Source organism: Mariniflexile sp. HMF6888 (assembly GCF_044335535.1).
In the GTDB taxonomy this organism is placed as follows: domain Bacteria; phylum Bacteroidota; class Bacteroidia; order Flavobacteriales; family Flavobacteriaceae; genus Mariniflexile.
This window is the reverse complement of the sequence record NZ_JBIQVZ010000007.1, coordinates 27,353-53,715: the sequence shown is the minus strand read 5'-3', so window position 1 is coordinate 53,715 and position 26,363 is coordinate 27,353. Positions and strand designations below refer to the sequence as shown.

Genomic DNA, 26,363 nt, shown 5'->3' with positions numbered 1-26,363 from the left:
ACCTTATTAACCTTGTTTACATTCCAATAACCCTAAATTAATTAAACCACAGTATTAAGTTAACAAACTTAAAAACCTCTAATAATACCTTTGACGTCAAAATAACAACCAAAAAAATTATTAGATTATGAACAAATTACTAAAACTATTTTTATTCTTATTTGTGTTTACTTCAACAAGTGCCGTATTAATAAGTTGCGAAGGTGAAGATGGAATAAACGGTATCGATGGAAAAGATGGTGCCGATGGAGAAGACGGACAAGATGGAGAAGATTTTACGCCTTCTGCCATGATGTTTACCAACAAATCATCTTTATCACCTCTAGTTCAAATGCACTCAGAGTTTAGCTCTGTAGAAGCCTATTCCTTAATAAGTTCAACCGACGTACTTTCAAATGGTTTCCGATTAGTTGGTTCTCAAGATGGTGCTGGATTTTTAAAAGATGGTGATGAATATATATGTGTGGTCAATGCTGAAGATGATTATGGTGTGTCTCGTATCCGTTTTGATAAAAACCTAAGCCCTATTAAAGGGGATTGGTTATTAAACGCTGGTGTTGCAGATTATGCTAGACAATGTTCAGGAACTATGTGGGAAAAAGACATCCATGGTGGAGATAAAGATATCTTTTTATCAGCTTCAGAAAGTATTGCTTATGATGTTAAAGGTATTGATCCATGGGTAACAACCCCAACACCTACTGCCGATTTTGGTTTAGATGCTCTTGGAGAATTTTCATGGGAAAATGCAGTACCATTACCAAAAAACACTTATTCAGGAAAAACAGTTATTATTGGAGGTGATGATGATTCTAGTGGCTCTAAGGGTCAAGTAATAATGTATTTATCTGAAAACAGTGATGCCGATTTAGAAAACGGAAAAATTTACGTTTTAAGATTTAAACAAGTTTCCAACGGTACTGGTGGCACTATGAATGTTACTGCCTCAACTACTTACGATGAAGGTTCACTTGATTTTGGCAAAACCTACGATGTGGAATTTGTTGAAATTGTTGATGGTGCTGCTATGACAAAAAATGAAATGGAAGCTGCTTGTACTGCTGTTAACGCATCTCAATTTATTAGAGTTGAAGACGTAGATTACCAAAAAGGAAGTGATGCCAATGCTAGAAACGTATACTTTGCTGTAACTGGTCTTGGTCCAAATACGGGAGATGTTAACGATTGGGGAACTATTTACAAATTAGAGTTAGATGCTACAAATCCATTAGCTGGAAAATTAACTCAAATTATAAGCGGAAATACCGATTCTAACAACAATGATGGAAATGTTTCCTCTCTTCAAAGTCCTGATAATATCTGTGTGACCGAAAACTATGTTTATTTTCAAGAAGACCCCAACTCTTTTAGTAGAAATCATGCCGCGTATATTTATCAATCTGATTTAAATGGCAATAACACTAAAGTTGTCTTAGAACTTAAAATAGAAAGCAATCTGTCTCCTACGGGAAGTACCAGTCTTTCTGGTGAATTTGGAGCTTTAGTTGATGTTTCGGATAAAGTTGGAGTACCTGACACCTTTATTTTAGCATTGCAACCACACTATTGGAAAAGTGATAGTTTTGTATCAACAAACTTACCACATAACCAAGGTGGCCAAATTGTTATTTTAAAAGGACTTCCTAGATAAAAACATATTATTTACTAAGATAAAAAGATCTCCATTTTTTTAATGGAGATTCTTTTTATTATAAAACCTTCAAAATGAAAACATCCATTAAATCATCAGCCTTTTCCTTATTTTTAATCTTAGCTATATCTTGTAAAAAAGAAAAAGAAACTACCACTGATGCAATAAATTGGTCAAGTGCCCAAAACTATTATTTAAAAAACATTCAAATATCTATAGATTACCTAGATAGTTTAAAAATGGAAGGATTCCATGGGACAAAATCTAAACAATATTTCACACGCGCACATGAAGCCTTTAAAAAATCTGAACCTTATGCTTCCTATTTAAACCCCGAAGTTGGACATAGAGCTAACGGTCCAGCACTTCCTATTTATAAAGATGATAATGGGAAAGTATTGAACCCTGTAGGCTTTCAAAAAATTGAAGAAAGCATTTACGAACAAGAAACCAGTACGACCGATTTCGAACAAGAACTTTATGTAACTACGGGCATGCTTTATGTGCTAAAAAAAGGCATTGAAAAAAGAGAACTAAATGCCCAACGCTTTTTTATAGCGACCCATCAGCAACTATTCAGAATTGTAAGTTTAGCCATTTCTGGATTCGATACGCCTGTAAGTCATTTGGGAATTAATGAGAGTAAAATTTCTTTAGAAGGTTTAAAAACTGTTTACCAAAATACCATTCAGCCCATTATTCAAAATAAAAACAAATCATTGGATACAGATTTTTTAAATAGCATTTCAAAAGCTGTAAAATTTATTGAACAAAATGATGATTTTGATACGTTTGATAGATTTACTTTTACCAGAGATTATATGAATCCTATCACCCGAAATTGGGTAGACATACGCAAAACAAGTAATCTTTGGAAGCCTGTAAATACAGAACCTTTCAATTTTGATGCTCCAACTTTCTTTGAAAATGATGCGTTCAACCTAAACTTCTTTACACCAGCCACAAACAGAAACCCAACAGACAAACAAATTGCTCTTGGAGAAAAACTGTTTTCAGATGTTAAACTTTCCTCAAATGGCACTATGGCCTGTATAACCTGTCATATTCCAAATAAAGGATATGCAGATGGCATGAAAGTTAATTTAGACAATAATGGTAAACCGCTTCAGCGTAATACACCAACACTAATAAACACAGCATTTCAGCAAAGTTTCTTTTTAGACGGTAGGGCAAGTAGTTTAATTGACCAAATTTCACTAGTGTTTACAAACAACAGAGAATTTAATACCAATGTACATGAGTTTTCAGATACCATTTTAAAAGATTCTACCTATGTTAACCTTTTTAAAGATGCATATGGTCGTATTCCTAAAAACAACAAAGATGTTATTAAGGCTATTTCATCATACATTTCTACACTTAATAGCTTTAACTCTAAATTTGACAAAAACATCAGAGGCGAAGAAAATACATTTACAAATGAAGAAAAGCAAGGATATAATCTTTTTATGGGGAAAGCACTTTGCGCAACCTGTCATTTTATCCCGTTAACAAATGGAACTGTACCTCCATTTTTTAACGAAACGGAAAAAGAAGTTATAGGTGTTCCAAAAACATCCGACAACAAAGAATTAGATAATGATTTGGGATTTTATTGGAAATACAAAGAAGATTTACACAAAGGTATGTTTAAAACACCTACCATACGAAACGTTGAAAAAACATTACCGTACATGCACAACGGTGTATATCAAACCCTAGAAGAAGTGGTAGATTTTTACAATAAAGGTGGTGGTAACGGACTTGGTTTTGGCATAGAACACCAAACATTGCCTTTTGATGCATTAAACCTTAGTGCCGAAGAACAAAAAAATATTGTTGCCTTTATGAAGACACTTACCGAGAGTCATACTCCTAAAAACCCGCAACACAAGCAGTAAGTCTTTTAAAAACAACCGTTTAAGTTAAAAAATATTACACAAACAGTATAAATAAGCGTTTTTTTTTCGTATCTTAATGCAAGCTAAATGATTAGCTATCAATACCTCATGAAAAAGAAACGCTTTTTACTTTTCATACTTACGTGCCTTCCTTTTTTTAATGGCATGCAGTCCCTTTATGCACAAACTCCAACAGCTTTTATAGAAATTAAAGGAAAAATTGTAGATGATGACTCTAACGATGCCTTAATTTTTGCCGACATCATTATTAAAGACTCAAACATTAGTACCATAACAAATTCAGATGGTGAGTTTGCTTTAAAAATACCTGATTCACTTGCCGATAAATCTGTTACGTTTTCCCATTTAGGATATCAAAAAAAAGAACTAAAAGTTTCTGAATTACATACGGATTCAAAAATAAAGCTCATTCCCGCAATTACAGAATTGAATTTGGTAGAAATAAAAACCTTTAAGGATGCTGAAACCTTATTACGGGAAACTTTAAAAAACAGAAGCAATGCTTATAATAACGAGAATGCGTTAATGACTGCTTTTTATAGGGAAACCATTAAAAAGAGACGAAAAAATGCTTCACTATCGGAAGCCGTTGTGCACATACACAAACAGCCTTACAGCAATTTTAAAAATGATGCTATCGAACTTATAAAATCCAGAAAAAGCACCAATTACACCAGGTTGGATACATTAGCTTTAAAACTTCAGGGAGGTCCCTTTAGTAATTTATACACCGATATTATAAAATACCCAGAATATATATTTACGAATGTGGACATTGCTTTATACGAGTTCAGCTTTGGCGAATCAACCCAAGTGAATAACAAACCCGTTTATGTTATCAATTTTAAACAAAAACCTGGTATTAAAGAACCTTTGTACTACGGCAAACTTTATATAGATTCCGAAACTTTAGCATTAACCAATGCTATTTTTAGACTTAATGTTGAAAACAAAGAATTATCTAGCAACATGTATATTCGGAAGAAACCAAGAAAAGTAGATGTATATCCTACTGAAGCCACTTACCGTGTTAACTACCGTACCCAAAACGGAAAATGGCACTACGCCTACAGCAATATTTTGCTAACCTTTAAGGTTAACTGGAAAGGTAAATTATTTAATAGCGTGTACACCTTAAACAGTGAAATGGCCATTACCGATTGGCGTATTACCAACCCTAAATTAGTTAAAACAAAAGAAAACATGCTAAAACCAACTACTATTTTAACAGATGAAACTTCAGGTTTTAAAGACCCCGCCTTTTGGGGTGAATATAATATTATTGAACCAGAAAAGTCTATTGAAGCCGCCATAGAAAAAATTAAAAAACAGTTAAAACGTACCTAAAACATTTCGTGTAAAATTTTAATCGAACAAGTAAATTTTAAGTAATTTTACATACTGAAGTGGTTTAAACTTTTTCTAATTGGCTAAAAAAACGCCCTTTTTTGCCCACTCTACGTCTTTTTTTCTTTCCGTAGCGATGCTATGCAACTCGAAAAAGGCTTCGATTGGACAAAAAATGACTGATTTTCGCTTCAATCGAAAAAGGTCAAACCTCTTCACTTAATCCCATCTAATATTTCATATTGTGATAGATTTTTTATTATCCAGCGATGCCATAATGGCACTCTTAACGCTTACTTTTTTAGAGATTATTTTAGGCATTGATAATATTGTATTCATTTCAATTGCAGCCAATAAACTACCCGAACACCAACAAGCAAAAGCAACAACCATTGGCTTGATACTAGCCATGATACAGCGTATTATCTTGTTGTTTTTTGTTAGCTTTTTAATTGGCTTAAAAGACCCCTTTTATACTATTGAATTGTCGTGGCTTCATATCGCTGTAAGTTGGCAAGCTATTATTTTATTTGGTGGTGGCTTGTTTTTGATTTACAAAAGCACTTCAGAGATACATGAAAAGGTTGAAATGCCCGACCACGATGAAGATGCCTTAAAAGGAAAAAAAATAAAAAGCCTTTCGCAGGCCATTGTCCAAATCATGCTAATCGATTTTATTTTTTCAATCGATTCTATTCTAACAGCAGTTGGTATGACCAATGGGTTGCACCCCAACCACAACTACAATTTGGTTTTAATGATCATTGCTGTGGTTATCTCCATTTTTATGATGATTGGGTTTGCAAACCCGATTCGTCGCTTTATTAATGAACATCCTAGTATGCAGTTGTTAGGTTTAGCCTTTTTAATTCTGATTGGATTTATGCTAATTACCGAGGCCGCACATTTATCGCACACTAAAATACTTGGAAATACCGTCGGAGCCATACCAAAAGGCTATTTATATTTTGCCATAGCCTTTTCACTTTTTGTGGAGTTTTTGAGCTTTAGAATTGAAAAGAAACAAAAGAAGGTGGCCAAAAAGTAAACGTTAATATCAAGTTTGAGGTATCATTATTATTCTAAAAAAGTAATATAAAATGATGTTAGTTTCTCAGACTGAGCTTGTCGAAGTCCTAATTTAAAAAAATGTCGTTGGTAGTCTTTCGACTTTAAGGTAAACTAAAGTCGAAAATCTTATTAATCAGATCATCAATACATTTCGATAGCACTTAATGTAGCAGTTCTATTACTGATTTAATAATTTCTATTGCCTTTATATAAACGGTATAAATAATAAGCAATTATTACAAGCAATACGATTATTATGAGTCTGAAAATCATACTATAAAATTATTAAAATAACGTGAGTTTCTATGTAATGTAATCTGATATCCAAATGTTTAAATAGTTATATATAAAAATAAATAAAAAAACGATATCATTACAAAACCTCAGTTCAGGTTGATAAATATACCTATAACTTTTTAACAGTTTAACCGTGTAATTGTTGAATCGTGTATCACAAACTTCATAGGTACAAACTCAGAACTCAGAACTCAGAACTTTGAACTCTGAATCAGATTAAAACAGTTTTGTTTGTCCTTTATCATCTAGTTTATTATCATCATCACTCTCAGAATTAGAATCAGCTCTATTTTGGTCATCATCTTTAGTGCTCTCCGAACTTAAAGATACATCTTCTTCATCAACCACCTCTAAATCATCGGCGTGTATTTCTTCTGGTGCTTCATAAGGAAGCGGTTCCAATAAACTAATTTGGTTTACTTTCTCTTTTGTTAATTGGTTTCCTAAAGCTGTAATGCCTTTAACGGCAATAAATTCTTCTAAATTTACAATTAAATTATCTTTTCGTTCTTTACCCCGTTCTTTGGTAAACTCAATTTCAGCCATGGGAATCCAGTCTGTTGAAACAATTTCCAAATGCGATTTATTATGGCTTGTAATAAAGCTTTCTTCTTTATTTTCGTTTTCAATCAAAAATCGTTTTACGAAATATTTTTCTTTTTCGCCATCAAAATAAATAGCTGATATTGGTTTTTTAGGAATCCATTTTTCCATCACAATCATATCGCTATCAAAATGGGTCGTAACCTCTGGTATGATGGTCTTTGCAACACCCTTTTGATTGATGATTAAGATACGGTCTTCACCTCTAAACTCACCAACCAACTCGCCCCTACAATCAACATTTAAGCGTTGTACGGCATCATCAAACCATATTTTTCGGGGTTTTAGCGTAGAAATACCCTTCTCTTTTAGCTCTACTTTTTTAACAGGATATTTAGTAACTAAGTTTCCTTTGGAATTTCGTCCTTTAATTATAATATCGGCAAAATCGATGTCCCACTTCAGTTTTTTAATACTTCCCGCTTGACGCAGTAAAACACTAACTACCTCGGCTTCACCATTGGGATTTGCTGAAAAATACAGCACTACCGACCCTTTATTACCGTTGGTTAAATCATATTCCTTATCGCGGGTAATTCCTGTAACCGAAAAGCGTTTTATGTACGATGGACCACTTTTTCCATCGCGATAAATCATATTATAAATGGTACGATTGTCCTTTTTATCAAAAACTTCTACGTTAATAATATCCTTCCCTACAAAGGTTTTTGAATCGACTTTCGTTACCATCATTTTACCCTCTTTGGTAAACACAATAATATCATCTATATCACTACAATCGCAAACATACTCATCTTTTCGCAACGAGGTTCCAACGAAGCCTTCTTGCCTATTTACGTAAAGTTTGGTGTTTCTAATAACGACTTTAGTAGCATCAACATCATCAAAAGTGCGGATTTCAGTTTTACGTTCGCGTCCTGCGCCATAATCTTTCTTAAGCCTTGTAAAATATGCAATGGCATAATCGATAAGATGTTCTAAATGGTGCTTTACTTCGGCAATTTGTTCTTCTAAAGCATCAATTTTTTGCTGTGCTTTATCAATATCGAATTTAGAAATACGTTTGATTCTTATTTCGGTTAAACGCTCAATATCTTCAACGGTAATAGTCCGTTTTAAATGTTGAATATGCGGTTTCAGCCCTTTATCAATGGCACTAATAACGCCTTCCCATGTTTCTTCCTCTTCAATATCACGATAGATTCTATTCTCTATAAAAATACGTTCCAAAGAAGCAAAATGCCATTGCTCTTCAAACTCACCTAAACGTATTTCCAGTTCTTGTTTTAAAAGCTGAACGGTATTATCGGTGGAGCGACGCAACATTTCCGTAACACCAACAAACAGCGGTTTATTGTCTTCAATAACACAACCTAATGGCGATATGGACGACTCGCAACTTGTAAAAGCATATAAGGCATCGATGGTTTTATCGGGAGACAGCCCCGAAGGTAAGTGAATTAAAATTTCAACCTCCGCAGCGGTGTTGTCTTCAATCTTCTTAATCTTGATTTTACCTTTATCATTCGCCTTTAAAATAGAATCTATAAGTGATGATGTGGTTGTTCCAAAAGGGATTTCGGTAATAACCAAGGTATTTTTATCCAACTGCGATATTTTGGCACGTACACGTACACGCCCTCCTCTTAAACCATCATTATAATTAGAAAAATCGGCGATGCCTGCAGTGGGAAAATCAGGTAAAATCGTGAACCGCTTTCCTTGTAAATGCTTGATGGAAGCATCTATGAGTTCAATAAAATTATGAGGCAGTATTTTGGTTGAAAGTCCTACCGCAATACCTTCACCACCTTGCGCCAACAATAACGGAAACATCACCGGCAAATTTACAGGCTCTTTTCGACGCCCATCGTAAGAGGCTTGCCACTCGGTTATTTTAGGATTGTAAACAACATCTAAAGCAAATTTAGACAAACGTGCCTCAATGTAACGTGATGCCGCCGCACTATCACCAGTAAGAATATTCCCCCAGTTTCCTTGGGTATCTATCAACAAATCCTTCTGACCAATTTGCACCATGGCATCGGCAATACTAGCGTCACCATGTGGATGGTATTGCATGGTATGCCCTACAATGTTTGCTACTTTGTTATAACGCCCATCATCTAAATCTTTCATAGAGTGCATGATACGGCGTTGTACAGGTTTAAAACCGTCTTCAATTGCGGGAACAGCACGTTCTAATATAACGTACGATGCATAATCTAAAAACCAATCTTTATACATGCCCGTAACACGGGTAATGGTTTCTGTTGGCTCGTCTTGTCCGCTAATTAAATCGTTGTCGTCTTCAATCATTAATCGATCTTATTTTTTTGGCTTTCCGTTAAGCATGGTTTTTTTGAATCCCTTCGCTCTTTTATGGCTTAAATTTCTATTAAATGAGGTTACGAAATCATAAACATTTTTCCTCAACACTGGTTTTTCCTTACTGTATAACATGACTTTTTATTTTAGTTGTCTTCTATAATATCTAATTCTACTTTTAAATTGTCTATAATAAACTCTTGACGCGTTGGTGTGTTTTTCCCCATATAAAATGATAATAAATCTTCAATAGACATATTATCATCTAGCATCACAGGATCCAAACGAATATTCTCCCCAATAAAATGCACAAACTCATCTGGCGATATTTCTCCAAGTCCTTTAAATCGGGTTATTTCGGGTTTTGGTTTTAATTTTTCTATCGCATCCCTTCGCTCTTCTTCTGAATAGCAATAAATGGTTTCCTTTTTATTTCGTACTCTAAATAATGGTGTTTGTAAAATGTACAAATGGCCTTCTTTGATGACTTCTGGGAAGAATTGCAAAAAGAAGGTTATTAAAAGTAGCCGAATATGCATCCCATCCACATCGGCATCGGTAGCAATAACCACGTTGTTATAACGCAAGTCTTCTAACGATTCCTCAATATTTAAAGCAGCTTGCAATAAATTAAACTCTTCGTTTTCGTAAACAATCTTCTTGCTTAAACCATAACAATTTAAAGGTTTTCCTTTTAAACTAAAAACCGCTTGGGTATTTACATCGCGTGACTTAGTGATGCTTCCGGAAGCCGAATCCCCCTCGGTAATGAACAGGGTTGATTCTAAACTACGGTCATTTTTTGTATCGCCAAAATGCACCCGGCAATCACGTAGTTTTTTGTTGTGAAGACTAGCGGATTTGGCACGGTCTTTTGCTAGTTTTCGAATCCCTGAAAGTTCTTTTCGCTCCCTTTCTGCTTGCAGAATTTTACGTTGAATCTTCTCTGCAGTATCTGGATTTTTATGTAAGTAGTTGTCTAAATGCGTTTTTAAAAAGTCGTTGATATAGGTTCTTACAGTTGGCAAATCGCCACCCATATCCGTAGAGCCTAATTTGGTTTTGGTCTGACTTTCAAAAACAGGCTCCATGACTTTAATGGCAATGGCACTTACAACAGATTTTCTAACATCGGAAGCATCGTAGTTTTTACCATAAAACTCACGAATGGTTTTTACCAAAGCCTCTCTAAATGCGTTTAAATGCGTACCTCCCTGTGTGGTATTTTGACCATTTACAAACGAATGATATTCTTCACTGTATTGTGTTTTACTATGCGTTATCGCCACTTCAATATCATCACCTCTCAAGTGAATAATGGGATATGTTCTATCCGATTCGTTAATATTTTCAGATAACAAATCTTTCAGTCCATTCTCACTAAAATACTTTTCACCATTAAAAACAATGGTTAAACCAGGGTTTAAATACACATAGTTTTTAAGCATTTTAACGATATACTCATTTCTGTACTTGTAATTTTTAAAAATGATGTCGTCAGGAACAAAAGACACTTTCGTTCCTTTCCGGCGCGTTGTATCGTCTAATAAATCTTGATTGACTAAATTACCCTGTTCAAATTCAGCGGAAGCAGATTTATTATCGCGTGTAGATTCTACTCTAAAAAATGACGACAAGGCATTCACCGCTTTGGTACCAACCCCATTTAATCCTACCGATTTTTTAAAGGCTTTAGAATCGTACTTTCCACCGGTATTCATTTTAGAAACCACATCCACCACTTTTCCTAAAGGAATACCACGACCGTAATCCCTAACGGTTACCTTACTACCTTGGATAGAAATCTCGATGGTCTTTCCTGCTCCCATCACATACTCATCAATAGAGTTGTCTAAAACCTCCTTTAGAAGAATGTAAATACCATCATCTGGTGAAGAGCCATCACCCAATTTACCAATATACATCCCTGGACGCATACGGATATGCTCTTTCCAGTCTAGTGAACGTATATTATCTTCGGTGTAATTGGTTAATTCAGCCATAGATTTTGAGTAAAATTTTGTGATTGGACGCTAATATAATACAACCCTAGAAAAAATGAAACTGCCATTACACAAAGTAATTAACAATATTGTTTAATAAGTTGGGTTTTGGTTGTTGGATTATTGGTTACTGGGTTACTGGGTTCTGGGTTTTGGTCTGTTACTAATATTGGTTAATGAATAATGAAAATATATAATACTCTTTTTAAACTCTAAATCTTTAAAAATTTAATACTTAAACTCCTCCACTCCTAAACTCCTCCACTTCTCCACTTCTCCACTTCTCCACTTCTCCACTTCCTACCCCCTCCTCAAAGACACCAGCAAGATACCAAAAATAACGATTAATGCACCAAATAACTGCAACAATGTAAGCACTTCATTTAAAAAAATCCCTGCTAATATAATGGTCGAAATAGGTCCAAAACCGGCAATAACTGCAAAATTTGAAGAATTGATACGATTGATGGATTCAGAAACCAAATACGATGGAATAACGGTAGCAAAAATGGCAATTAAAAACCCTAATAAATACACTTCCCACTGCAAACCAAAAATATCAACATTGGAAAACAAACCAAAATGAATAAACACACAAAAGCATGAAACTATCATGGCATACGATGTAAATTTAACCACACCGAACTTAGGTATGAGCCAACCGCTTCCTACTAAATAAGCAGCATAAGTAATGGCACAAAGCAGGATAAAAAACCCTCCTAAGTAAGTATCGGCACCAGAAATAACCACTTCGCCCCGAAAAGTAATAACGATACCAATATAAGTTAGAAATATAGCCAGTGCCTGTATTGAATTTATTGGTTTTTTAAGAAATAACTTATTGAAAATAATGATAATGGTTGGGTACAAAAACAAGATGATACGCTCTAAACTCGCTTTAATATATTGCAACCCTACAAAATCAAAATAACTAGACAAATAATAGCCTACCAAACCAAAAAAGATGACCCAATAATAATCGTTTTTTACAATAACACTTGGGTTTTCTTTTCTACTGTATATAATAGCAATAACCAAATAAAATGGAAACGAAAAGAGCATACGCAACAATAAAAGACTCAACGCATCCACTTGATATAGATACGCCAATTTTACCATGACAGCTTTAGATGAAAAAAGGACGATGCCTAAAATACCTATTAAAATACCGGAGATGAATTTCTTTTTTGATTGCATGAAGCGAATATAAACTACGTGTAAGTGGCAAGAAATTAATGTAGGAAGGAATTACGATGTTCAAACGTGTGATTAGTTTATGAGTTTATAAGTTTATGGGGTTATGGGTTTATGAGTTGAATTGGGTGTTAATCATCAACTATTGGCTATTGTTTATTTGTTTATGGGTTTATTTGTTTATGCGTTGAATTGGTTAATCGTTGAATTGATTGTTGATTACTGACTGTTACTGTCTACTGTTACTGTCTACTGTTACTGCCTATTGTTACTGCCTATTGATTATTCAGGTCTTCGACAAGCTCAGACTGACATTGATTTTATTATTGTCTATTTGTTCAATTGTTGAATTGGGTGTTGATTACTGACTACTGGCACTCGCTACTGCGACTGTCTACTGTCTACTGTCTACTGTCTACTGACTACTAATTATTGTTTATAAGTTTATGGGTTTATTTGTTTATACGTTTATGCGTTGAATTAGTTAACCGTTGAATTGATTGTTGATTACTGACTACTGGCACTCGCTACTGCGACTGTCTACTGACTACTGTTGCTGCTTACTGTTACTGCTTACTGGCACTGGCTATTGACTTTTGGCTATTGGCTATTGGCTATTGTTTATGCGTTGAATCGTTGAATTGATTGTTAATCACCAACTATTAACTACTGGCACTGGCTACTGCCTACTGACTACTGTCTACTGACTACTGACTACTGACAGCAGATTCCGCTTTTTCTTTTAAAAATGCATTTCTTGTCCGCAGAAGATTTGCCATATACTTTTCCAAGAATAGCCAATTCGCTAATTTCCCCAAAATGCCATAAGGAGATTCAAAATAAAAAATATCGGACATAATTGTTTTTTTACCAACTTTTTTGAAGTGATGCTCATGTCGAAATGATTTGAATGCTCCAGAAACCATTTCATCTACAAAATAGTCTGGATACTTAAATTCTGTGATTCTTGAAGTTAAATGCTGCACAAACCCAAAATGTTTGGCTTCCCAAGTAACTGTTTCGTTTAATTCAATTAAACCTGAAGTTCTTCCTGCAACGGCAATTTCACTTGAATGTTTTAAAGATTCTTGATGGATCTCTATATTTCTCGCTAAATTAAAACACGTTTTTATATCTGCATTAATAATAGTTTCTACTTTAACGTAAGGCATAACAACTTATAGTATAGAATAATAATATTATTACAAAATTATTTCAAAAATATAAATTTACCTACAACTATTTGCTTTTATTTAAAATAAATAAACTACTCCTCCTATGGACTTGAAGTCCTTAGTTTTGTTTGCAGACTAAAAGTCTGCAAGGTTAGTTTGCGAAATTAATCAGTAAAATTTTACCACAGATTCGCGAATTTTTAACATTTTAGGTAATCTGCGAATTTGAGGTAAAAATTTTTAGAACCTAAAAGGGAAATGCACTAAAGTGCATAGTTTTAACTATTTCTGTGACCAATAAAAAAATTAGCGAATTGCTTTTATCGATAAAGTGACATTAAACATTAAAAAGGAAATGCATCACATCACCATCTTTAACAATGTAATTTTTTCCTTCAACACGCATTTTACCAGCCTCTTTTACTTTGGCTTCACTTCCAAAAGACACAAAATCATTATAACCAATCACTTCGGCTCTAATAAAACCCTTTTCAAAATCGGTATGGATAACGCCCGCTGCCTGTGGCGCCGTAGCACCAATATCGATAGTCCAAGCGCGTACTTCTTTAACACCAGCTGTAAAATATGTTTGCTGTTTTAGCAGCTTGTAGGCCGATCTTATTAATTTTGCAGAACCTGCCTCGTCCAAACCTATATCTTGTAAAAATAACTGACGCTCTTCATAATCGTCTAACTCATTAATATCGGCTTCAGTACCAACAGCTAAAACCAATACTTCGGCTTTTTCATCTTTTACCGCTTCTTTTACCAAATCGACATATTTATTACCAGATACTGCCGACGCTTCATCTACATTACACACATACATCACTGGTTTTTCAGTAATAAATTGCGAAGGTTTTACAAAATCCTCATAATCATCTTCTGTAAATTCTAAAGCACGAACCGAAATACCTGCTTCTAAATTTTCTTTTATTTTTAATAAAACCGCTTCTTCCTTTTGTGCCTCTTTATTACCTGTTTTAGCTGCACGCTTTACTTTTTCAAGCTTTTTATCAACGGTTTCCAAATCTTTAAGCTGTAATTCCATGTCGATGGTTTCCTTATCGCGAATGGGGTTTACGCTTCCATCAACATGTACAATATTATCGTTATCAAAACAACGCAATACATGTAAAATAGCATCGGTTTCGCGAATGTTGGCTAAAAACTGGTTTCCTAAACCTTCTCCTTTACTTGCGCCTTTTACCAAACCTGCAATATCAACAATCTCTACGGTTGCAGGTTGCACACGCACAGGGTTTACCAACTCCGTAAGCTTTTCTAAACGTTTGTCCGGCACGTTTACCACACCAATATTAGGTTCTATGGTACAAAACGGAAAGTTAGCACTTTGCGCTTTGGCGTTAGACAAACAATTAAATAAGGTCGATTTTCCTACGTTTGGCAATCCTACAATACCTGCTTTCATTAAAATTTATTTTTTTTATTTCCACAAAGACGGAAATCTATAATTTACGGGTGCAAATGTAGTTAATTCATTAATTATTTAAAGTATAAGCGTTGAATGTTTTAAAAGCTATCAAAACATTTTTTTTCGAAAAACAGTGTTTATGTGGTTTATGCTATACAAGTACGCCCTTTGCTCGGGCAAACCCCAACAAACTATATGCTAGACGAAGTTTAAAACCAAGGCAGTAAAGAGAAACCATTAAGAGTATTCTATAATTTAATCACAAAAAAAATCAAATTGAATTATATTTACTTAAAACGACTATTCATTAAACACTATTCAAAATAATAACAAAATAAATTCATTTTTATTACATTTTAACATATATTAGCATGAATAACTCAAAACAACCAATCGTTATGAAATACATTTACTACTCAGTGTTAATACTCTTTAGTATTAACTATTCTCTTGCGCAAAATATTACAGGAACAATTAAAGATGCTTTGGGTGTTCCCATACCTAATGTCAATATTGTTGAAAAAGGTACATCTAATGGTACTATATCAGATTTTGATGGTAAATACTCCATCACAGCTCCAGCAACCGCCACTCTTGTTTTCAGTTACATAGGTTATAACTCTGAGACTATTGATATAAATAACAGAACAATCATAGACGTTACCTTACAAGACGGTGTCGGTCTAGACGAAGTTGTTTTGGTTGGATCCCGGAGCCCAAAAAGAACGGCCGTTGATACTGCCGTAGCTATTGATGTTATTGATGTTGCCGATGTTACCACACAAGTTGGAAAAGTTGAAATTAATGAAATGTTGCAATACGCTGCACCATCATTCAATGCCAACAAACAAACAGGTTCCGATGGTGCCGACCACGTAGACCCCGCTTCGTTAAGAGGCTTAGGTCCAGACCAAACACTTGTTCTAATCAATGGCAAGCGTAGGCATCAATCGTCTTTAATAAATATTTTTGGCACCAGAGGTCGTGGCAATACAGGAACCGACTTAAACGCTATTCCAGCTTCATCCATTAAAAGAATAGAAATTTTAAGAGATGGTGCGTCGGCTCAATACGGGTCGGATGCTATTGCAGGGGTTATCAATATTGTTCTAAAAGATAATGTAGATGAATTAACAGGAAGTGTAAGCTATGGCGCCTACAGCACCAATGCAGATGTAAAAACCAGCGATTTTGGTGAATATGGTGCATGGAACACCGATGGTTACCGATTGGATACCGAAAAAGATGGAAACGCCATTGGAAAAGACAAAAATTTTGATGGTGGTTCGGTTAAAGTAACTGCCAATTATGGTTTTGAAGTTGGTGAAGGTGGCTATGCTAACTTTACTACCGAATATTTAAGTAAGAACAAAACCTTACGGCCTGCTTTTGATTTTAGAAAAGGATTTGGAGAAGCTGCTATAGATGGTTTTAATTTCTTTGGGAATTTTGCAGTTCCCGTATCCGATAAAACTGAAATCTATGCCTTTGGAGGCAGAAATTATAGAGATACTGATGCTTATGCCTTTACAAGAAACGGTGGTGAACGTGTCGTGGAATCTATTTACCCCAATGGATTCACTCCCAGAATAACTTCTATTATTACCGACAATTCACTTTCTGCTGGAGTAAGAACTGAAACAACTAGTGGTTGGAAAATTGACATTAGTAATACCTTTGGCAAAAACAACTTCCACTACTTTATAAAAGGGACACTTAATGCTTCTTTAGAAGATGTATCACCAACAGATTTTGATGCTGGCGGGCATAGCTTAAGTCAAAATACGGTCAATTTTGATTTTTCAAAATACTACGAAGAGGTTCTAAATGGCATGAACTTAGCATTTGGTGCGGAATATAGAACCGAAAAATTTATAATTTTTGCGGGTGAAGAAGGTTCTTATGGTACATATACCGAAAACGGTATCTTAATTACCGACCCAGAAAACCAAACGCAAGCTGAAGACGATTTAGGCAACCCACGTCCAGGTGGTTCTCAAGGTTTCCCTGGTTATAGTCCGGCAAATGAAGTGAACAGAAGCCGAAGCAACTTATCATTATATGCCGATGCCGAATTTGATTTAACAGAAACATTCTTATTGAGTGCTGCAGCGCGTTTTGAGAATTTCAGCGATTTTGGAAGCACCATGAACGGAAAATTAGCAGCACGTTTAAAAGCAGGCAATAACTTCAACATCCGCGGTTCTTTAAGTACCGGATTTAGAGCGCCTTCCCTAGCACAAATTTACTATAACCTAAAGTTCACAAACTTTGTTGGTGGTCAAGCCTTAGAATCACTTTTATCTCCTAACAATAGCCCAGTAACTGCATCTTTTGGAATTGGTCCTTTAAAAGAAGAAAAAGCATTTAATGCCGCTTTAGGGTTTACCAGTTCATTTGGTGATTTTACCGCAACTATTGATGGTTACTATATTAATGTAAAAGACAGAATTGTATTAACAGGTAATTTTGATGCCCCACAAATAGAAAATGTTGAGGCTGCACAATTTTTTGCAAATGGTGCCGATACAAAAACCACTGGTTTAGATGTCATTCTAGCGTATAAAACCAGACTTGCAGACGACAGTTCTATTGGAGCGACCTTTTTAGGGAACTTTAACGATATGGAAATCGATAAAGTAAAAAATGGCACATTAGACGAACAAATCTTTTTTGGTGAACGAGATAAAGCCTTTTTATTAACTTCTGCTCCAAAAAGTAAAATGAGTTTAAATTTAAACTATAGCAAAAATAAATTTGATGCTGCTTTAACGTTTACCAGATTTAGTGAAGTTGAATTATTGGATTATCAAATGTATGAAGATACTGCCGACTACGGTAGCTTTGCGCAACAAATAGCCGCAGCCACAGATACTTATGACGCTAAAATAGTAACCGATTTAAATCTTGGCTTCAAACTATCTGAGAGCCTAAAACTTAATGTAGGAAGCAATAACTTATTCAACATCTACCCAGACCAACAAGACGACTGGACAGAAGCTGGAGGTTATTGGGATTCTGTTCAAATGGGATTTAGCGGTGCTTACTACTATGCTAAACTGAATTATAAATTTTAAATAAAAATTTCTTGAAACTGACTATCCTCAAGGCAAAGCCATAGAGAGATACTTCTAGGCCGAGTACAGGTTTCGCCTGTTTCATTTTGACCTCAGGGTTCAAAACCGAATTTTTGTGTTTTACCTTACCCAGAACTGCCCGAAAGGGCAGTTCTGGCTTCTCCAAAGGAGACGTGAATCGGATACCCCGAGGCTGAGCCTTCCGGGGAATTATTTAGATTAAACGGTCTTCTACAACCGTCCGTTACGGATTTTTATGTGTTGATATTTGTTTTGTTAAAGTCAAACATTACCATTGACTCTGTTCTATTTAAATTGTTGATAACATGTTATAAAGTAACATTTATTACTCCTATCCCATAAATATATCAGGATATCGTTAGTCTTTTGTCTTTCTTTCAAAAGGACAAAAATTCTTATACCATATATATAGATGTTTTAAAACTATCAAAGCAGATTTTTTTTAAATAGGATGCACTTGGTTTTATACTACTAGTGCTTTTCATAGAACATGACGTTACCCAATGTTTTTATTGTTTAAATCGAAATTTATGAAGCAACAATTGCGTCAACCTCAATTTCAATTAACCAATCTGGATTAATAAAACGAGATACTTGCATGATGGTATCTACGGGCTTTATAATTTTAAAATAAGATGCTCTAACTTTGGCAGCAGCTTTCCAGTCCTCTATATTAGTTAATAATAGTCGTGTTCTAACGACATCGTTTAAGCTTGAACCTGCTTTTTCCAAAGCTATTTTAATAGTTTCCAAACATTGTTTGGTTTGCACAGAAATATCTCCTATCCCTACTGTATTTCCATTTGCATCAATTGGTGCAGTTCCTCCAACTGTAATATATGTTCCAACTCGTACAGCACGACTAAATCCAACTATATCCTCATAAGGACTTCCTCCTGATATTAATTCTCTTTTCATCATTTTATAACTAATCGTTTTTCATTCTACGCATTTGTTCATTTGCTTTCTTAAAAATATCCCGGATTACATCACCATTAGAGGGTTCTTCAATAAGTGTATCTGGATCCCATTGACTACGTTCCGTCGCAAAGAAATCACCCCCATAAATATGAAGACCCCCAGTAAATCTTTGAAGTGGGTTTGTCACAGAATGAATGGCATTTGTGTTTAATGTGGCAACATCTCCAGCAAATAAACATCGAACATCATATGCTTCTAAACTTTCCTTATTTCTTTTCCATATAATATTGTCTTCTCTTCCTGTATAAAGTCCAATATTTGCCCACATATGATGGTTATGTGGCATGAGATTCATTTGAGGTGTCCATGAAGCTGCGAAAATGGTTAAGTCTTTTGAGCGTAAAAACACTTTCAACCCTGCTTCTTTCGGTTCACCAATCGCTTTAAGCATTGCTTGTGGATTAGAAACACCTCTTGTTAAAACTTCTTTCACTGCTTCCTGTGGATTAGAATCTTTATTGGCAGCAATACAATCTTCTATAAATTTTTGCATTTCTATTAATTCCCTTTCCGTAACAGGAATAATTTCTTCTCCATAATCTAAAGCATCTATTGAGATCTCTGTCATTGCAGATGACATAAAGGAAGGAAGTGTTACTAAACTTAAACCCAAGCCTAAAGTTCTAATCATGCCCCTTCTTGTAATTTCTATTTTTTTTTGTTCAGCGTTGTTGTGCGTTTTCATCTTTTTGCTTTTTGTATTCGTTATAAAAACGTTCGTTAAAAGGAGTCGTTTTTAATGAGGTCTCAATTTCATCAAGATGCTCTAGAATAGACAAATCTCCTTTTAGCATTTTATAAATAGCGTCCTCACAACTGTTCCATATTTGTTCTAATTCAGGAAGTAGGTCTAAAGATTTTTGAGTGAGTTTAATATTTTGTTTTCTTTTATCTACAGCATCCTTTTCAGAAACTATATAACCTTTAGAAGTCATCTTTTTGAGCAATACCACCATAGAGGGATGTGTATAACCCAACTGTTGAGCGATTTCCACCATAGTTAGCATTTCATAGTCCCTTAATAATTTAAATACTAAATGCCAACTTGGTTCAACATCTATTTCAATTTGTTTAAAGAATTTTCTCGTATCGTGAGACATTCTATCACTAATGCGTTTTAATCTGTTATCTAAAGCCTTGTAACCTAGGTCTTTTATAAAATCTTTTTCCATTTTCAATATTATTATAGTAAATATAATAAATATAGTTAGTAAACTACATAGTTGGTTAATTAAATTTAAAATGTTTATTGAAAATAATCTAACTTAGTGGAAGCTTGCACACAACGGTTTTCTTTATTTTAAAGCATGCAAGGCAAAAAACAGTATCAGGAGAAACTGTTCAACCAGTTCCAGTTAAGTGTTCGGGTTCCAAAGCACAATTTCTAGTATCCATAACCTTAAAAAGTCCCTGAAAACACAGTAAAAGTGGAGCGGCAAACCTACGTTCTCTATTTTATCGTTTTAAGGCTATTATAGACGCCATTATAAGTCCATATAGTCATCTTGAATTTACATTGTAATACCTATAAAAAACAACAAACGCCCTTAAAATGGGCGTTTTTATATCATAGGTTTGCAAAATTACGGGCTTGTGCAACGGTTACTTTTGTTGTATGGCGTTATTCATTACTATGTTTGCTGTTTCTTTTGCTATTCCAATTGTCGCAATAGAACCACTATTGAAATTTAAAAAGTCTTTTTCTATTCCGTCACTAAATATTATTCCATTATTTGGCATAAATGATTCTATAGTTAAAGTGCTATTTCGTATAATTCCCACTGTCATTTCTGTTTGAGTTCTAATACTTTTAAACGGTTCTCTAACGGCAAAAAGTAAATCTTTTTCTTTTAGTTTTGGCTGCTTAAGAGTCAGGTTTTTATCAAACATATTTGTAACACCATAAGCCATATTAAAAATTGAACTCAACCATCCTGTAGAACCTGCTGAAGTTGAAATAATAATTCCACTTGATGAGTGTTGTTCCGTTTTGTTTTTGAATGATATTTTGTAACGTGCTGATACGTGGGAAGAAGCACCAATAAATAAATCATTAAAAGCAAGCAATCTTTGTCCGTCATTTAATTTTGCTTCTGCAAAACTCATAATCTTGGACTGGTATTTATTATTTAACACATTTTCAACTCCTTGAATAAAATTTGAAACATTAAATGGTAATAATATTCCATCATATCTCTCTACATCAGGGTTTACTGCAATAATAGGTAGATTATCAGAATATTTTGCGGTATTAGCAACAAGTCCATCTTGACCAATAACAATTATTATATTCTTCTTGGAAAAAATATAAGAAGAAACATATTGTCTGTCAATCGTTTTGTTCTTAATTACTTTTGATAGTTGAGTTTGTAAAGAATTTAATGAGTCTTTAAAAATCTCATCTTCAATTTCATACTCGTCAAAATTCCCTCCAAGTCTTTCTATGTAGAACTTGGCTTGAGACTTTGTATTAAATCTTTCAATAAGCGATTCAAGACGAGTTTTACTTTTTACAATTATGGCATACTCGAAACTCATTATTTGGTTTTTCCCTTTTCGTTTAGAATTGAATCTAACAAGTCAGGACTAATATTTAAATTACCAATTTTTTCAGCATTGTCTGCTAATTCTCTAAATGCAAGTGAAATATTAAACCTTGGGTCAGAATTATTATTTAAGGCAGTCAAAGTTTTCCAATCCATATCTCGATATGGTTTTAGAGTTGTTTCTAATACGTAGCCTTTTGTTTCCGCCTCTCTTTTGTCATTTTCTGTTTTTTGTTCAATAAGTGATTTACGTTGGTTTTCAACTGAAATATCTGCTTCTAACTGCATTTCTCTCAATTTTCTTTGGTTTTCTGCCTTTTGAACATCAGACTCCATTTTCTTTTCTGCAATTTGCTTTTGTTTTTCTTCAACTGCAATTTCTGTATTTAGTTCTGATTCTTTAATTATTCGTTCTTGTTCAACAGCAAAATTTCGTCTTTCATAAACTGCCAAGTCAGCTTCTTGTTGTAGTTTTTCACGAGTTTCAGTTTCCAATGCTCTTGCCATTTCAGGCGTTGCTTGAATTGCGAGGATATTTGCCCCAAGAATTTCAATACCGAGCATACCAATTGCACTAGAAGATTTTAGTCCTTCTGTAATATTTTCTTCAATTGCTTTTGCAGAACGTATTGCTTCTTTTAGTTTTATTCCGTGAATGTATGCAGAAGTTGCAGTCTGTGCTTCATTGATTATTCTTTGATTTAATTTCTCAATATCATTCTTTTTGTATTGTCCGTTATCCTGAACCGTAAAATCTAAAACATCTGCTAATGTTTTTGGATTGTTTATTTTATAGCTAATTTGTCCTTGGATTGTTACCGTTTGGTAATCATTTGTAGATTCATTAAAAACAAAAGGTAAGTCATTACTCCCCATTGGAATTGCAGCTATTGAACTATTAGGTGCAAAATAGAAAAATGAAAGTCCTCTTCCTTCTCGTTTTATATTCCCATTTTTAAAATGAAGAACATATGTCATTGAGTCAAATTTTATGTGTTTAATTCCAAACATATTTTTTCAGTATTTTATTTTTTGTTACTCGGTTCGTTTTAATGCCATACAACACCCATATAACCACAACAAACAGCTATACAATTGTAGTTATATCGTTTATGTATGCAATATATTACTTTTTAATAAAGTATTAAAAACAAAAAAACTACACCTGTAAAATGTAGTTCTTATATATGCTTACTTTAGCTTTAATATTGCTACGAAGTCACAGGCTTCGTCTTTACTTTGGATTTAATAAAAAACATTAATTTTATTCAAAGAAAAGCAGAGGTGAACTTTAGCCATTGTTGGCGTTAGTTATTTCTAATTCGAAAGCTTTTTCAAAGGATTTAACTGAAAGGGATATGTCATTTTCTGTCGTAGCCCAAGAACAGATACTAACTCTCATAACTTTATTGCCCAGCCAAACGGAACCACCTAACCAACACTCCCCGAGATTTTGAATTTTGTTTAAAACTCGTTCAGTAATTTCATCATTATCACATCTAACAATGACTTGATTAAATACAATATCGTTATCTACATAAAATCCTTTTACTTTACTTATTTCATTTGAGAATTGTTTAGCCCTTTGATGCATGGTTAAAACCATATTGTCAATACCTTCTTTTCCTAAATATTTCATTATTGCCCACAATTCGATAACCCTTGCTCTTCTGGACATTTCGGGTGTATAGAACATTCCATCTCTTTGTTTACTTTCTATGATATAACTGCCTGACATATGTAATGAAGCAGTCATCGCTTCTGTATCTTCACATAAAATAATTCCGCAATCATATGGCGTATTTAGAGTTTTATGCCCGTCAACTGCCCAGGAGTTTGCCTTTTCAATTCCTTGAGTTAAGTGTTTTAGTTCTTCAACAGCTCCAGTCCAAAGACCAAATGCTCCATCTATATGTACCCAAGAGTCAGCCTTTTGAGCTTTAGTGCAAATAGTTTCAAAATCATCAAATGCACCGCTATTAACGTTACCTGCTTGCAAAATTAATATTGTGTTTTCATCCAATGCAGGAATCGATTCAGGTATTATTCTTCCTTGATTGTCAACATCAACCCACTCAATACTTTCTTGCCCAAGACCTAAAATACCTATGGCTTTTAGCACAGTAGAATGTACTTGTTTTCCTGTTACAATTCTAATTTTGGGGGCATTGTATAATCCCTTTTGGTTAATGTCCCAGCTATTCTTTTTTAGGATTCGGTATCTTGCAGCAGCCAAACCGCATAAATTTGCTGTAGAGGTTCCGCTTACAAAACCCGCAGAGCTGTCCTTAGGTAAATTGAATAATTGAATTAGCCATTTTTCTACAACAGATTCTAATTTACTTCCTATTGGAGAAAGAACATTCATAGCAGGGGCTTGATCCCAATAAGTTCCTAGGTTTTTAGCCGCTAACCCAACAGGTAAAGCACTACCACACACGAATCCAAAATATCTTCCACCTAATGTTGCTGTTGTTGCAGGGCTTCCATTTTGATTTAATTGTTCTAGTACCTTTTCTGCTTTTGTAGAGCTAATAGGAAGTTCTTCATCAAATTTTGATAAATTATTTAGAGCTTCCTCTGTTGGATAAACATTTCGGTCAAAAATATTTTCCAAATATTCAAAAGAATATTGTTGGACCTGTTTGAATATTTCTTTGTTTTTAATCTCCACAAACATTCTATTTTGGATGTCATTTTTTTTCATATAATAAATTTAAATTTGTCGATTTGTTTAGTTAAAATTTAAAGCTCTTTATTTAGTTGGGAAATATATTTTTTAATGTTTTCTTCATTTCTTTTAAAGTATGTCCATTTACCTAATCTGATAGCAATTACAAGCCCCACATTCTGTAATTGAGACATATACTGAGATATTGTTGATTGTGATAAATTAGCCTTGTTTTTGATAAAAACAAGGGAAACTCCAAAATTATAATGACCTAATTCTAAATATGGAGGGAAATTTTGTTCTGGTTTTTTTAAGCCAATTTAAGATATCAACCCTAACTTGGTTTGATAAAGCTTTATTTATTTCAACTAATTTTATATGTCAAACATAACAAATCTATTAATACCGATTTGATTTCTTTTCAAATTAACGCCAACGTATTTGGCAATGGTTTCGTTGCGTGAAAATCCACGAGGATTCTCCACCGTAAACCGAAGATAGCAAATTTGCGAGGACTTTCCGCAAAGAAAGTCAGAAGCAATAATATCTATCAAATTCTCTAATTCCTTTCTAATCATCGTTGCTTGGCAAACAGTAAATTGCTTGTTTTTAATGATTTATAATTTTTAGTAGTGTCAAAATTTATTGATTTATTTGAAATTAGGAGTTGTGCAACAGCTACTTTTGTTGTGCACCATTTTTATTTTTCAATCATTGATTCCAGTCTTTATCGCACTTTTTGAAAAGTCTTCTCCATCTATCGGATTATCAACCAATCTCTGCAACATTGCTATTTGCCCGATATGGGTTAAAATGTCTGAAAATGGTCCCTGAACAAGTCTTTTTGAGTAGTTAATGTCCAAGGATTTATTATCTAACAATTGGTCAATTTTGCTTAACTCAGCATCAAATCGTTCAATTTCGCTTTCAAAACTCAGTTTCTCCATTTCCTCTTGTGGTATTGACTCATGTTCAATAAACACTCTTGTAGAATAAATTACAACGTTCATATGATGGATTATCTCTTTGGGGCTTCTGCTGCCTTTGCCTAAACTAAAATCACTGAAAGCTTGATGGCTGTCATTTATTGACTTTTCAAAACGATACTTTATTGTCGATATAATATGTCTTAGTAATTCGTTCTTCATTTTTTTTATGGTGCACAACGTTGAGTATATGCAAAGTAGGCGATTGCGGGCTTCGAACTTATCAAACCGTTGAGATGTTGAAGCGAGCTACAGCTATTGAATTTACTACTATCCCGCCTATTTTGTATATACATTGTTGTGTGTAGTTTTTATTGTGTTTTTATCACTTCTCTTGGAAATCCCTTATACTCTTTAAATATTCGATATGTTAAAACCGATGTCAATCCAATTATCGATATTCCAATAAAGTATGTCCATAAATGTCCAATTAATTTTGATAAACCATTTAAATCTCCGTCTTTGTCAATTGAATAACCTAAAAAATTAACAACTATATCAAATACAGAATTTAAGAGAAAAAAGACAAATATAAATCCTACTATAAATGAATTGGTTATCCGTTTTTTTATTAAAACCACATATCCAAGTATAGCAATTATCAAGTCGCGAAAATAAGGGGAAGTTCTTATTATAAATTCCTGAATTCTTGTCTCATAATCCGACACTATGTATGCCGTGCGAAAATCACCAGTCCAATATTTAGGTAATAGTTGATAATCTGTAATTTTAACTCCTGATAATTTAGCACCAATCATATGACTTAGTTCATGCAGAGGTGTTGCAATTAAAAACCATAAAATTGTCAATCCAATTATCCCAATCAAATTTTGAGTCTTGCTCCAGTTACCCCTTTGATATAATCTTATCAGAGGTAAAATAATGATTAAAGTAATTCCCAGTGTTCCAATAATCTTATCCATTTATTAAATCATTAGTCAATTATCAATTCAATTAATGTTTAGTGCATTGTTCTTAAAATTACACACAACACTCGTATAACCACAACAACCAGCAACCCCATCGTAGTTATATCGTTTATGTATACAATATATTACTTTTTAATAAGCCCCCTACATTAACTATTTAACCTT

General features: G+C 34.0%; 18 protein-coding genes. 5 read left to right on the top strand and 13 right to left on the bottom strand.

What is annotated here, in order from left to right:
- Nucleotides 1-127: 127 nt before the first annotated feature.
- The 4 genes from ACGLWY_RS14585 (at nucleotide 128) to ACGLWY_RS14570 (ending at nucleotide 5,968) form a co-directional block, all read left to right on the top strand.
- Nucleotides 128-1,651 carry a hypothetical protein gene (locus ACGLWY_RS14585; RefSeq protein WP_396620406.1) on the top strand — a complete coding sequence of 508 codons (1,524 nt, stop codon included), beginning with the start codon at nucleotides 128-130 and terminating at the stop codon, nucleotides 1,649-1,651.
- A 74-nt stretch (nucleotides 1,652-1,725) separates the two neighbouring features.
- Nucleotides 1,726-3,552: a cytochrome-c peroxidase gene (locus ACGLWY_RS14580; protein ID WP_396620405.1), complete on the top strand. Its 1,827-nt coding sequence runs from the start codon at nucleotides 1,726-1,728 to the stop codon at nucleotides 3,550-3,552.
- 165 nt (nucleotides 3,553-3,717) lie between these two features.
- A complete protein-coding gene (locus ACGLWY_RS14575; protein ID WP_396620404.1) occupies nucleotides 3,718-4,920 on the top strand; it encodes a carboxypeptidase-like regulatory domain-containing protein in 1,203 nt (400 codons plus the stop codon).
- A 244-nt stretch (nucleotides 4,921-5,164) separates the two neighbouring features.
- Complete coding sequence (locus tag ACGLWY_RS14570; RefSeq protein WP_396620403.1) at nucleotides 5,165-5,968, top strand: TerC family protein; 804 nt, start codon at nucleotides 5,165-5,167, stop codon at nucleotides 5,966-5,968.
- Nucleotides 5,969-6,504: 536 nt separating this feature from the next.
- Here ACGLWY_RS14570 and ACGLWY_RS14565 read toward each other — a convergent pair.
- The 5 genes from ACGLWY_RS14565 to ychF form a co-directional block, all read right to left on the bottom strand.
- Complete coding sequence (locus ACGLWY_RS14565; protein WP_396620402.1) at nucleotides 6,505-9,171, bottom strand: DNA gyrase/topoisomerase IV subunit A; 2,667 nt, start codon at nucleotides 9,169-9,171, stop codon at nucleotides 6,505-6,507.
- Between the two features lie 155 nt (nucleotides 9,172-9,326).
- A complete protein-coding gene (locus tag ACGLWY_RS14560) occupies nucleotides 9,327-11,183 on the bottom strand; it encodes a DNA topoisomerase IV subunit B (protein ID WP_396620401.1) in 1,857 nt (618 codons plus the stop codon).
- A 300-nt stretch (nucleotides 11,184-11,483) separates the two neighbouring features.
- Nucleotides 11,484-12,380, bottom strand: coding sequence for a DMT family transporter (locus ACGLWY_RS14555; protein WP_396620400.1), 897 nt, complete (start codon nucleotides 12,378-12,380; stop codon nucleotides 11,484-11,486).
- 704 nt (nucleotides 12,381-13,084) lie between these two features.
- Entirely contained in the window at nucleotides 13,085-13,549 is a 465-nt protein-coding gene (locus ACGLWY_RS14550; protein WP_396620399.1) for a cell division protein, read from the bottom strand.
- 340 nt (nucleotides 13,550-13,889) lie between these two features.
- Complete coding sequence (gene ychF / locus ACGLWY_RS14545; RefSeq protein WP_396620398.1) at nucleotides 13,890-14,984, bottom strand: redox-regulated ATPase YchF; 1,095 nt, start codon at nucleotides 14,982-14,984, stop codon at nucleotides 13,890-13,892.
- Nucleotides 14,985-15,385: 401 nt separating this feature from the next.
- On the opposite strand from ychF, the gene ACGLWY_RS14540 reads away from it, so the two are divergent.
- Entirely contained in the window at nucleotides 15,386-18,064 is a 2,679-nt protein-coding gene (locus ACGLWY_RS14540) for a TonB-dependent receptor domain-containing protein (protein WP_396620499.1), read from the top strand.
- A gap of 549 nt (nucleotides 18,065-18,613) precedes the next feature.
- Here ACGLWY_RS14540 and ACGLWY_RS14535 read toward each other — a convergent pair.
- The 8 genes from ACGLWY_RS14535 to ACGLWY_RS14500 form a co-directional block, all read right to left on the bottom strand.
- Nucleotides 18,614-19,006, bottom strand: a complete 393-nt coding sequence (locus tag ACGLWY_RS14535) for a RidA family protein (protein ID WP_396620397.1) — start codon at nucleotides 19,004-19,006, stop codon at nucleotides 18,614-18,616.
- Nucleotides 19,007-19,013: 7 nt separating this feature from the next.
- Entirely contained in the window at nucleotides 19,014-19,751 is a 738-nt protein-coding gene (locus ACGLWY_RS14530; RefSeq protein WP_396620396.1) for a hypothetical protein, read from the bottom strand.
- Nucleotides 19,729-20,238 carry a MarR family winged helix-turn-helix transcriptional regulator gene (locus tag ACGLWY_RS14525; protein WP_396620395.1) on the bottom strand — a complete coding sequence of 170 codons (510 nt, stop codon included), beginning with the start codon at nucleotides 20,236-20,238 and terminating at the stop codon, nucleotides 19,729-19,731. Before ACGLWY_RS14525 ends, ACGLWY_RS14530 begins: the two co-directional genes overlap by 23 nt.
- A 430-nt stretch (nucleotides 20,239-20,668) precedes the next feature.
- A complete protein-coding gene (locus ACGLWY_RS14520) occupies nucleotides 20,669-21,604 on the bottom strand; it encodes a sugar kinase (protein ID WP_396620394.1) in 936 nt (311 codons plus the stop codon).
- Nucleotides 21,604-22,590 carry an SPFH domain-containing protein gene (locus ACGLWY_RS14515; protein WP_396620393.1) on the bottom strand — a complete coding sequence of 329 codons (987 nt, stop codon included), beginning with the start codon at nucleotides 22,588-22,590 and terminating at the stop codon, nucleotides 21,604-21,606. Before ACGLWY_RS14515 ends, ACGLWY_RS14520 begins: the two co-directional genes overlap by 1 nt.
- Nucleotides 22,591-22,903: 313 nt before the next feature.
- Nucleotides 22,904-24,319 (bottom strand): pyridoxal phosphate-dependent decarboxylase family protein, encoded by a 1,416-nt coding sequence (locus ACGLWY_RS14510; protein WP_396620392.1) that lies wholly within the window; start codon nucleotides 24,317-24,319, stop codon nucleotides 22,904-22,906.
- A gap of 671 nt (nucleotides 24,320-24,990) precedes the next feature.
- The gene (locus ACGLWY_RS14505; protein ID WP_396620391.1) at nucleotides 24,991-25,431 is read right to left on the bottom strand and encodes a hypothetical protein; all 441 of its coding nucleotides are present in this window, start codon (nucleotides 25,429-25,431) and stop codon (nucleotides 24,991-24,993) included.
- Nucleotides 25,432-25,580: 149 nt separating this feature from the next.
- Nucleotides 25,581-26,192, bottom strand: coding sequence for a hypothetical protein (locus tag ACGLWY_RS14500; protein ID WP_396620390.1), 612 nt, complete (start codon nucleotides 26,190-26,192; stop codon nucleotides 25,581-25,583).
- Nucleotides 26,193-26,363 lie beyond the last annotated feature (171 nt).

Bases quoted from the DNA above. Each gene is read 5' to 3' on its own strand.
- ACGLWY_RS14585 (WP_396620406.1), top strand. From the start codon at position 128: ATGAACAAATTACTAAAACTATTTTTATTCTTATTTGTGTTTACTTCA.
- ACGLWY_RS14580 (WP_396620405.1), top strand. From the start codon at position 1,726: ATGAAAACATCCATTAAATCATCAGCCTTTTCCTTATTTTTAATCTTA.
- ACGLWY_RS14575 (WP_396620404.1), top strand. From the start codon at position 3,718: ATGCAGTCCCTTTATGCACAAACTCCAACAGCTTTTATAGAAATTAAA.
- ACGLWY_RS14565 (WP_396620402.1), bottom strand. From the start codon at position 9,171: ATGATTGAAGACGACAACGATTTAATTAGCGGACAAGACGAGCCAACA.
- ACGLWY_RS14560 (WP_396620401.1), bottom strand. From the start codon at position 11,183: ATGGCTGAATTAACCAATTACACCGAAGATAATATACGTTCACTAGAC.
- ACGLWY_RS14555 (WP_396620400.1), bottom strand. From the start codon at position 12,380: ATGCAATCAAAAAAGAAATTCATCTCCGGTATTTTAATAGGTATTTTA.
- ACGLWY_RS14550 (WP_396620399.1), bottom strand. From the start codon at position 13,549: ATGCCTTACGTTAAAGTAGAAACTATTATTAATGCAGATATAAAAACG.
- ychF (WP_396620398.1), bottom strand. From the start codon at position 14,984: ATGAAAGCAGGTATTGTAGGATTGCCAAACGTAGGAAAATCGACCTTA.
- ACGLWY_RS14540 (WP_396620499.1), top strand. From the start codon at position 15,386: ATGAAATACATTTACTACTCAGTGTTAATACTCTTTAGTATTAACTAT.
- ACGLWY_RS14535 (WP_396620397.1), bottom strand. From the start codon at position 19,006: ATGATGAAAAGAGAATTAATATCAGGAGGAAGTCCTTATGAGGATATA.
- ACGLWY_RS14530 (WP_396620396.1), bottom strand. From the start codon at position 19,751: ATGAAAACGCACAACAACGCTGAACAAAAAAAAATAGAAATTACAAGA.
- ACGLWY_RS14525 (WP_396620395.1), bottom strand. From the start codon at position 20,238: ATGGAAAAAGATTTTATAAAAGACCTAGGTTACAAGGCTTTAGATAAC.
- ACGLWY_RS14520 (WP_396620394.1), bottom strand. From the start codon at position 21,604: ATGAGTTTCGAGTATGCCATAATTGTAAAAAGTAAAACTCGTCTTGAA.
- ACGLWY_RS14515 (WP_396620393.1), bottom strand. From the start codon at position 22,590: ATGACATATGTTCTTCATTTTAAAAATGGGAATATAAAACGAGAAGGA.
- ACGLWY_RS14510 (WP_396620392.1), bottom strand. From the start codon at position 24,319: ATGAAAAAAAATGACATCCAAAATAGAATGTTTGTGGAGATTAAAAAC.
- ACGLWY_RS14505 (WP_396620391.1), bottom strand. From the start codon at position 25,431: ATGAAGAACGAATTACTAAGACATATTATATCGACAATAAAGTATCGT.
- ACGLWY_RS14500 (WP_396620390.1), bottom strand. From the start codon at position 26,192: ATGGATAAGATTATTGGAACACTGGGAATTACTTTAATCATTATTTTA.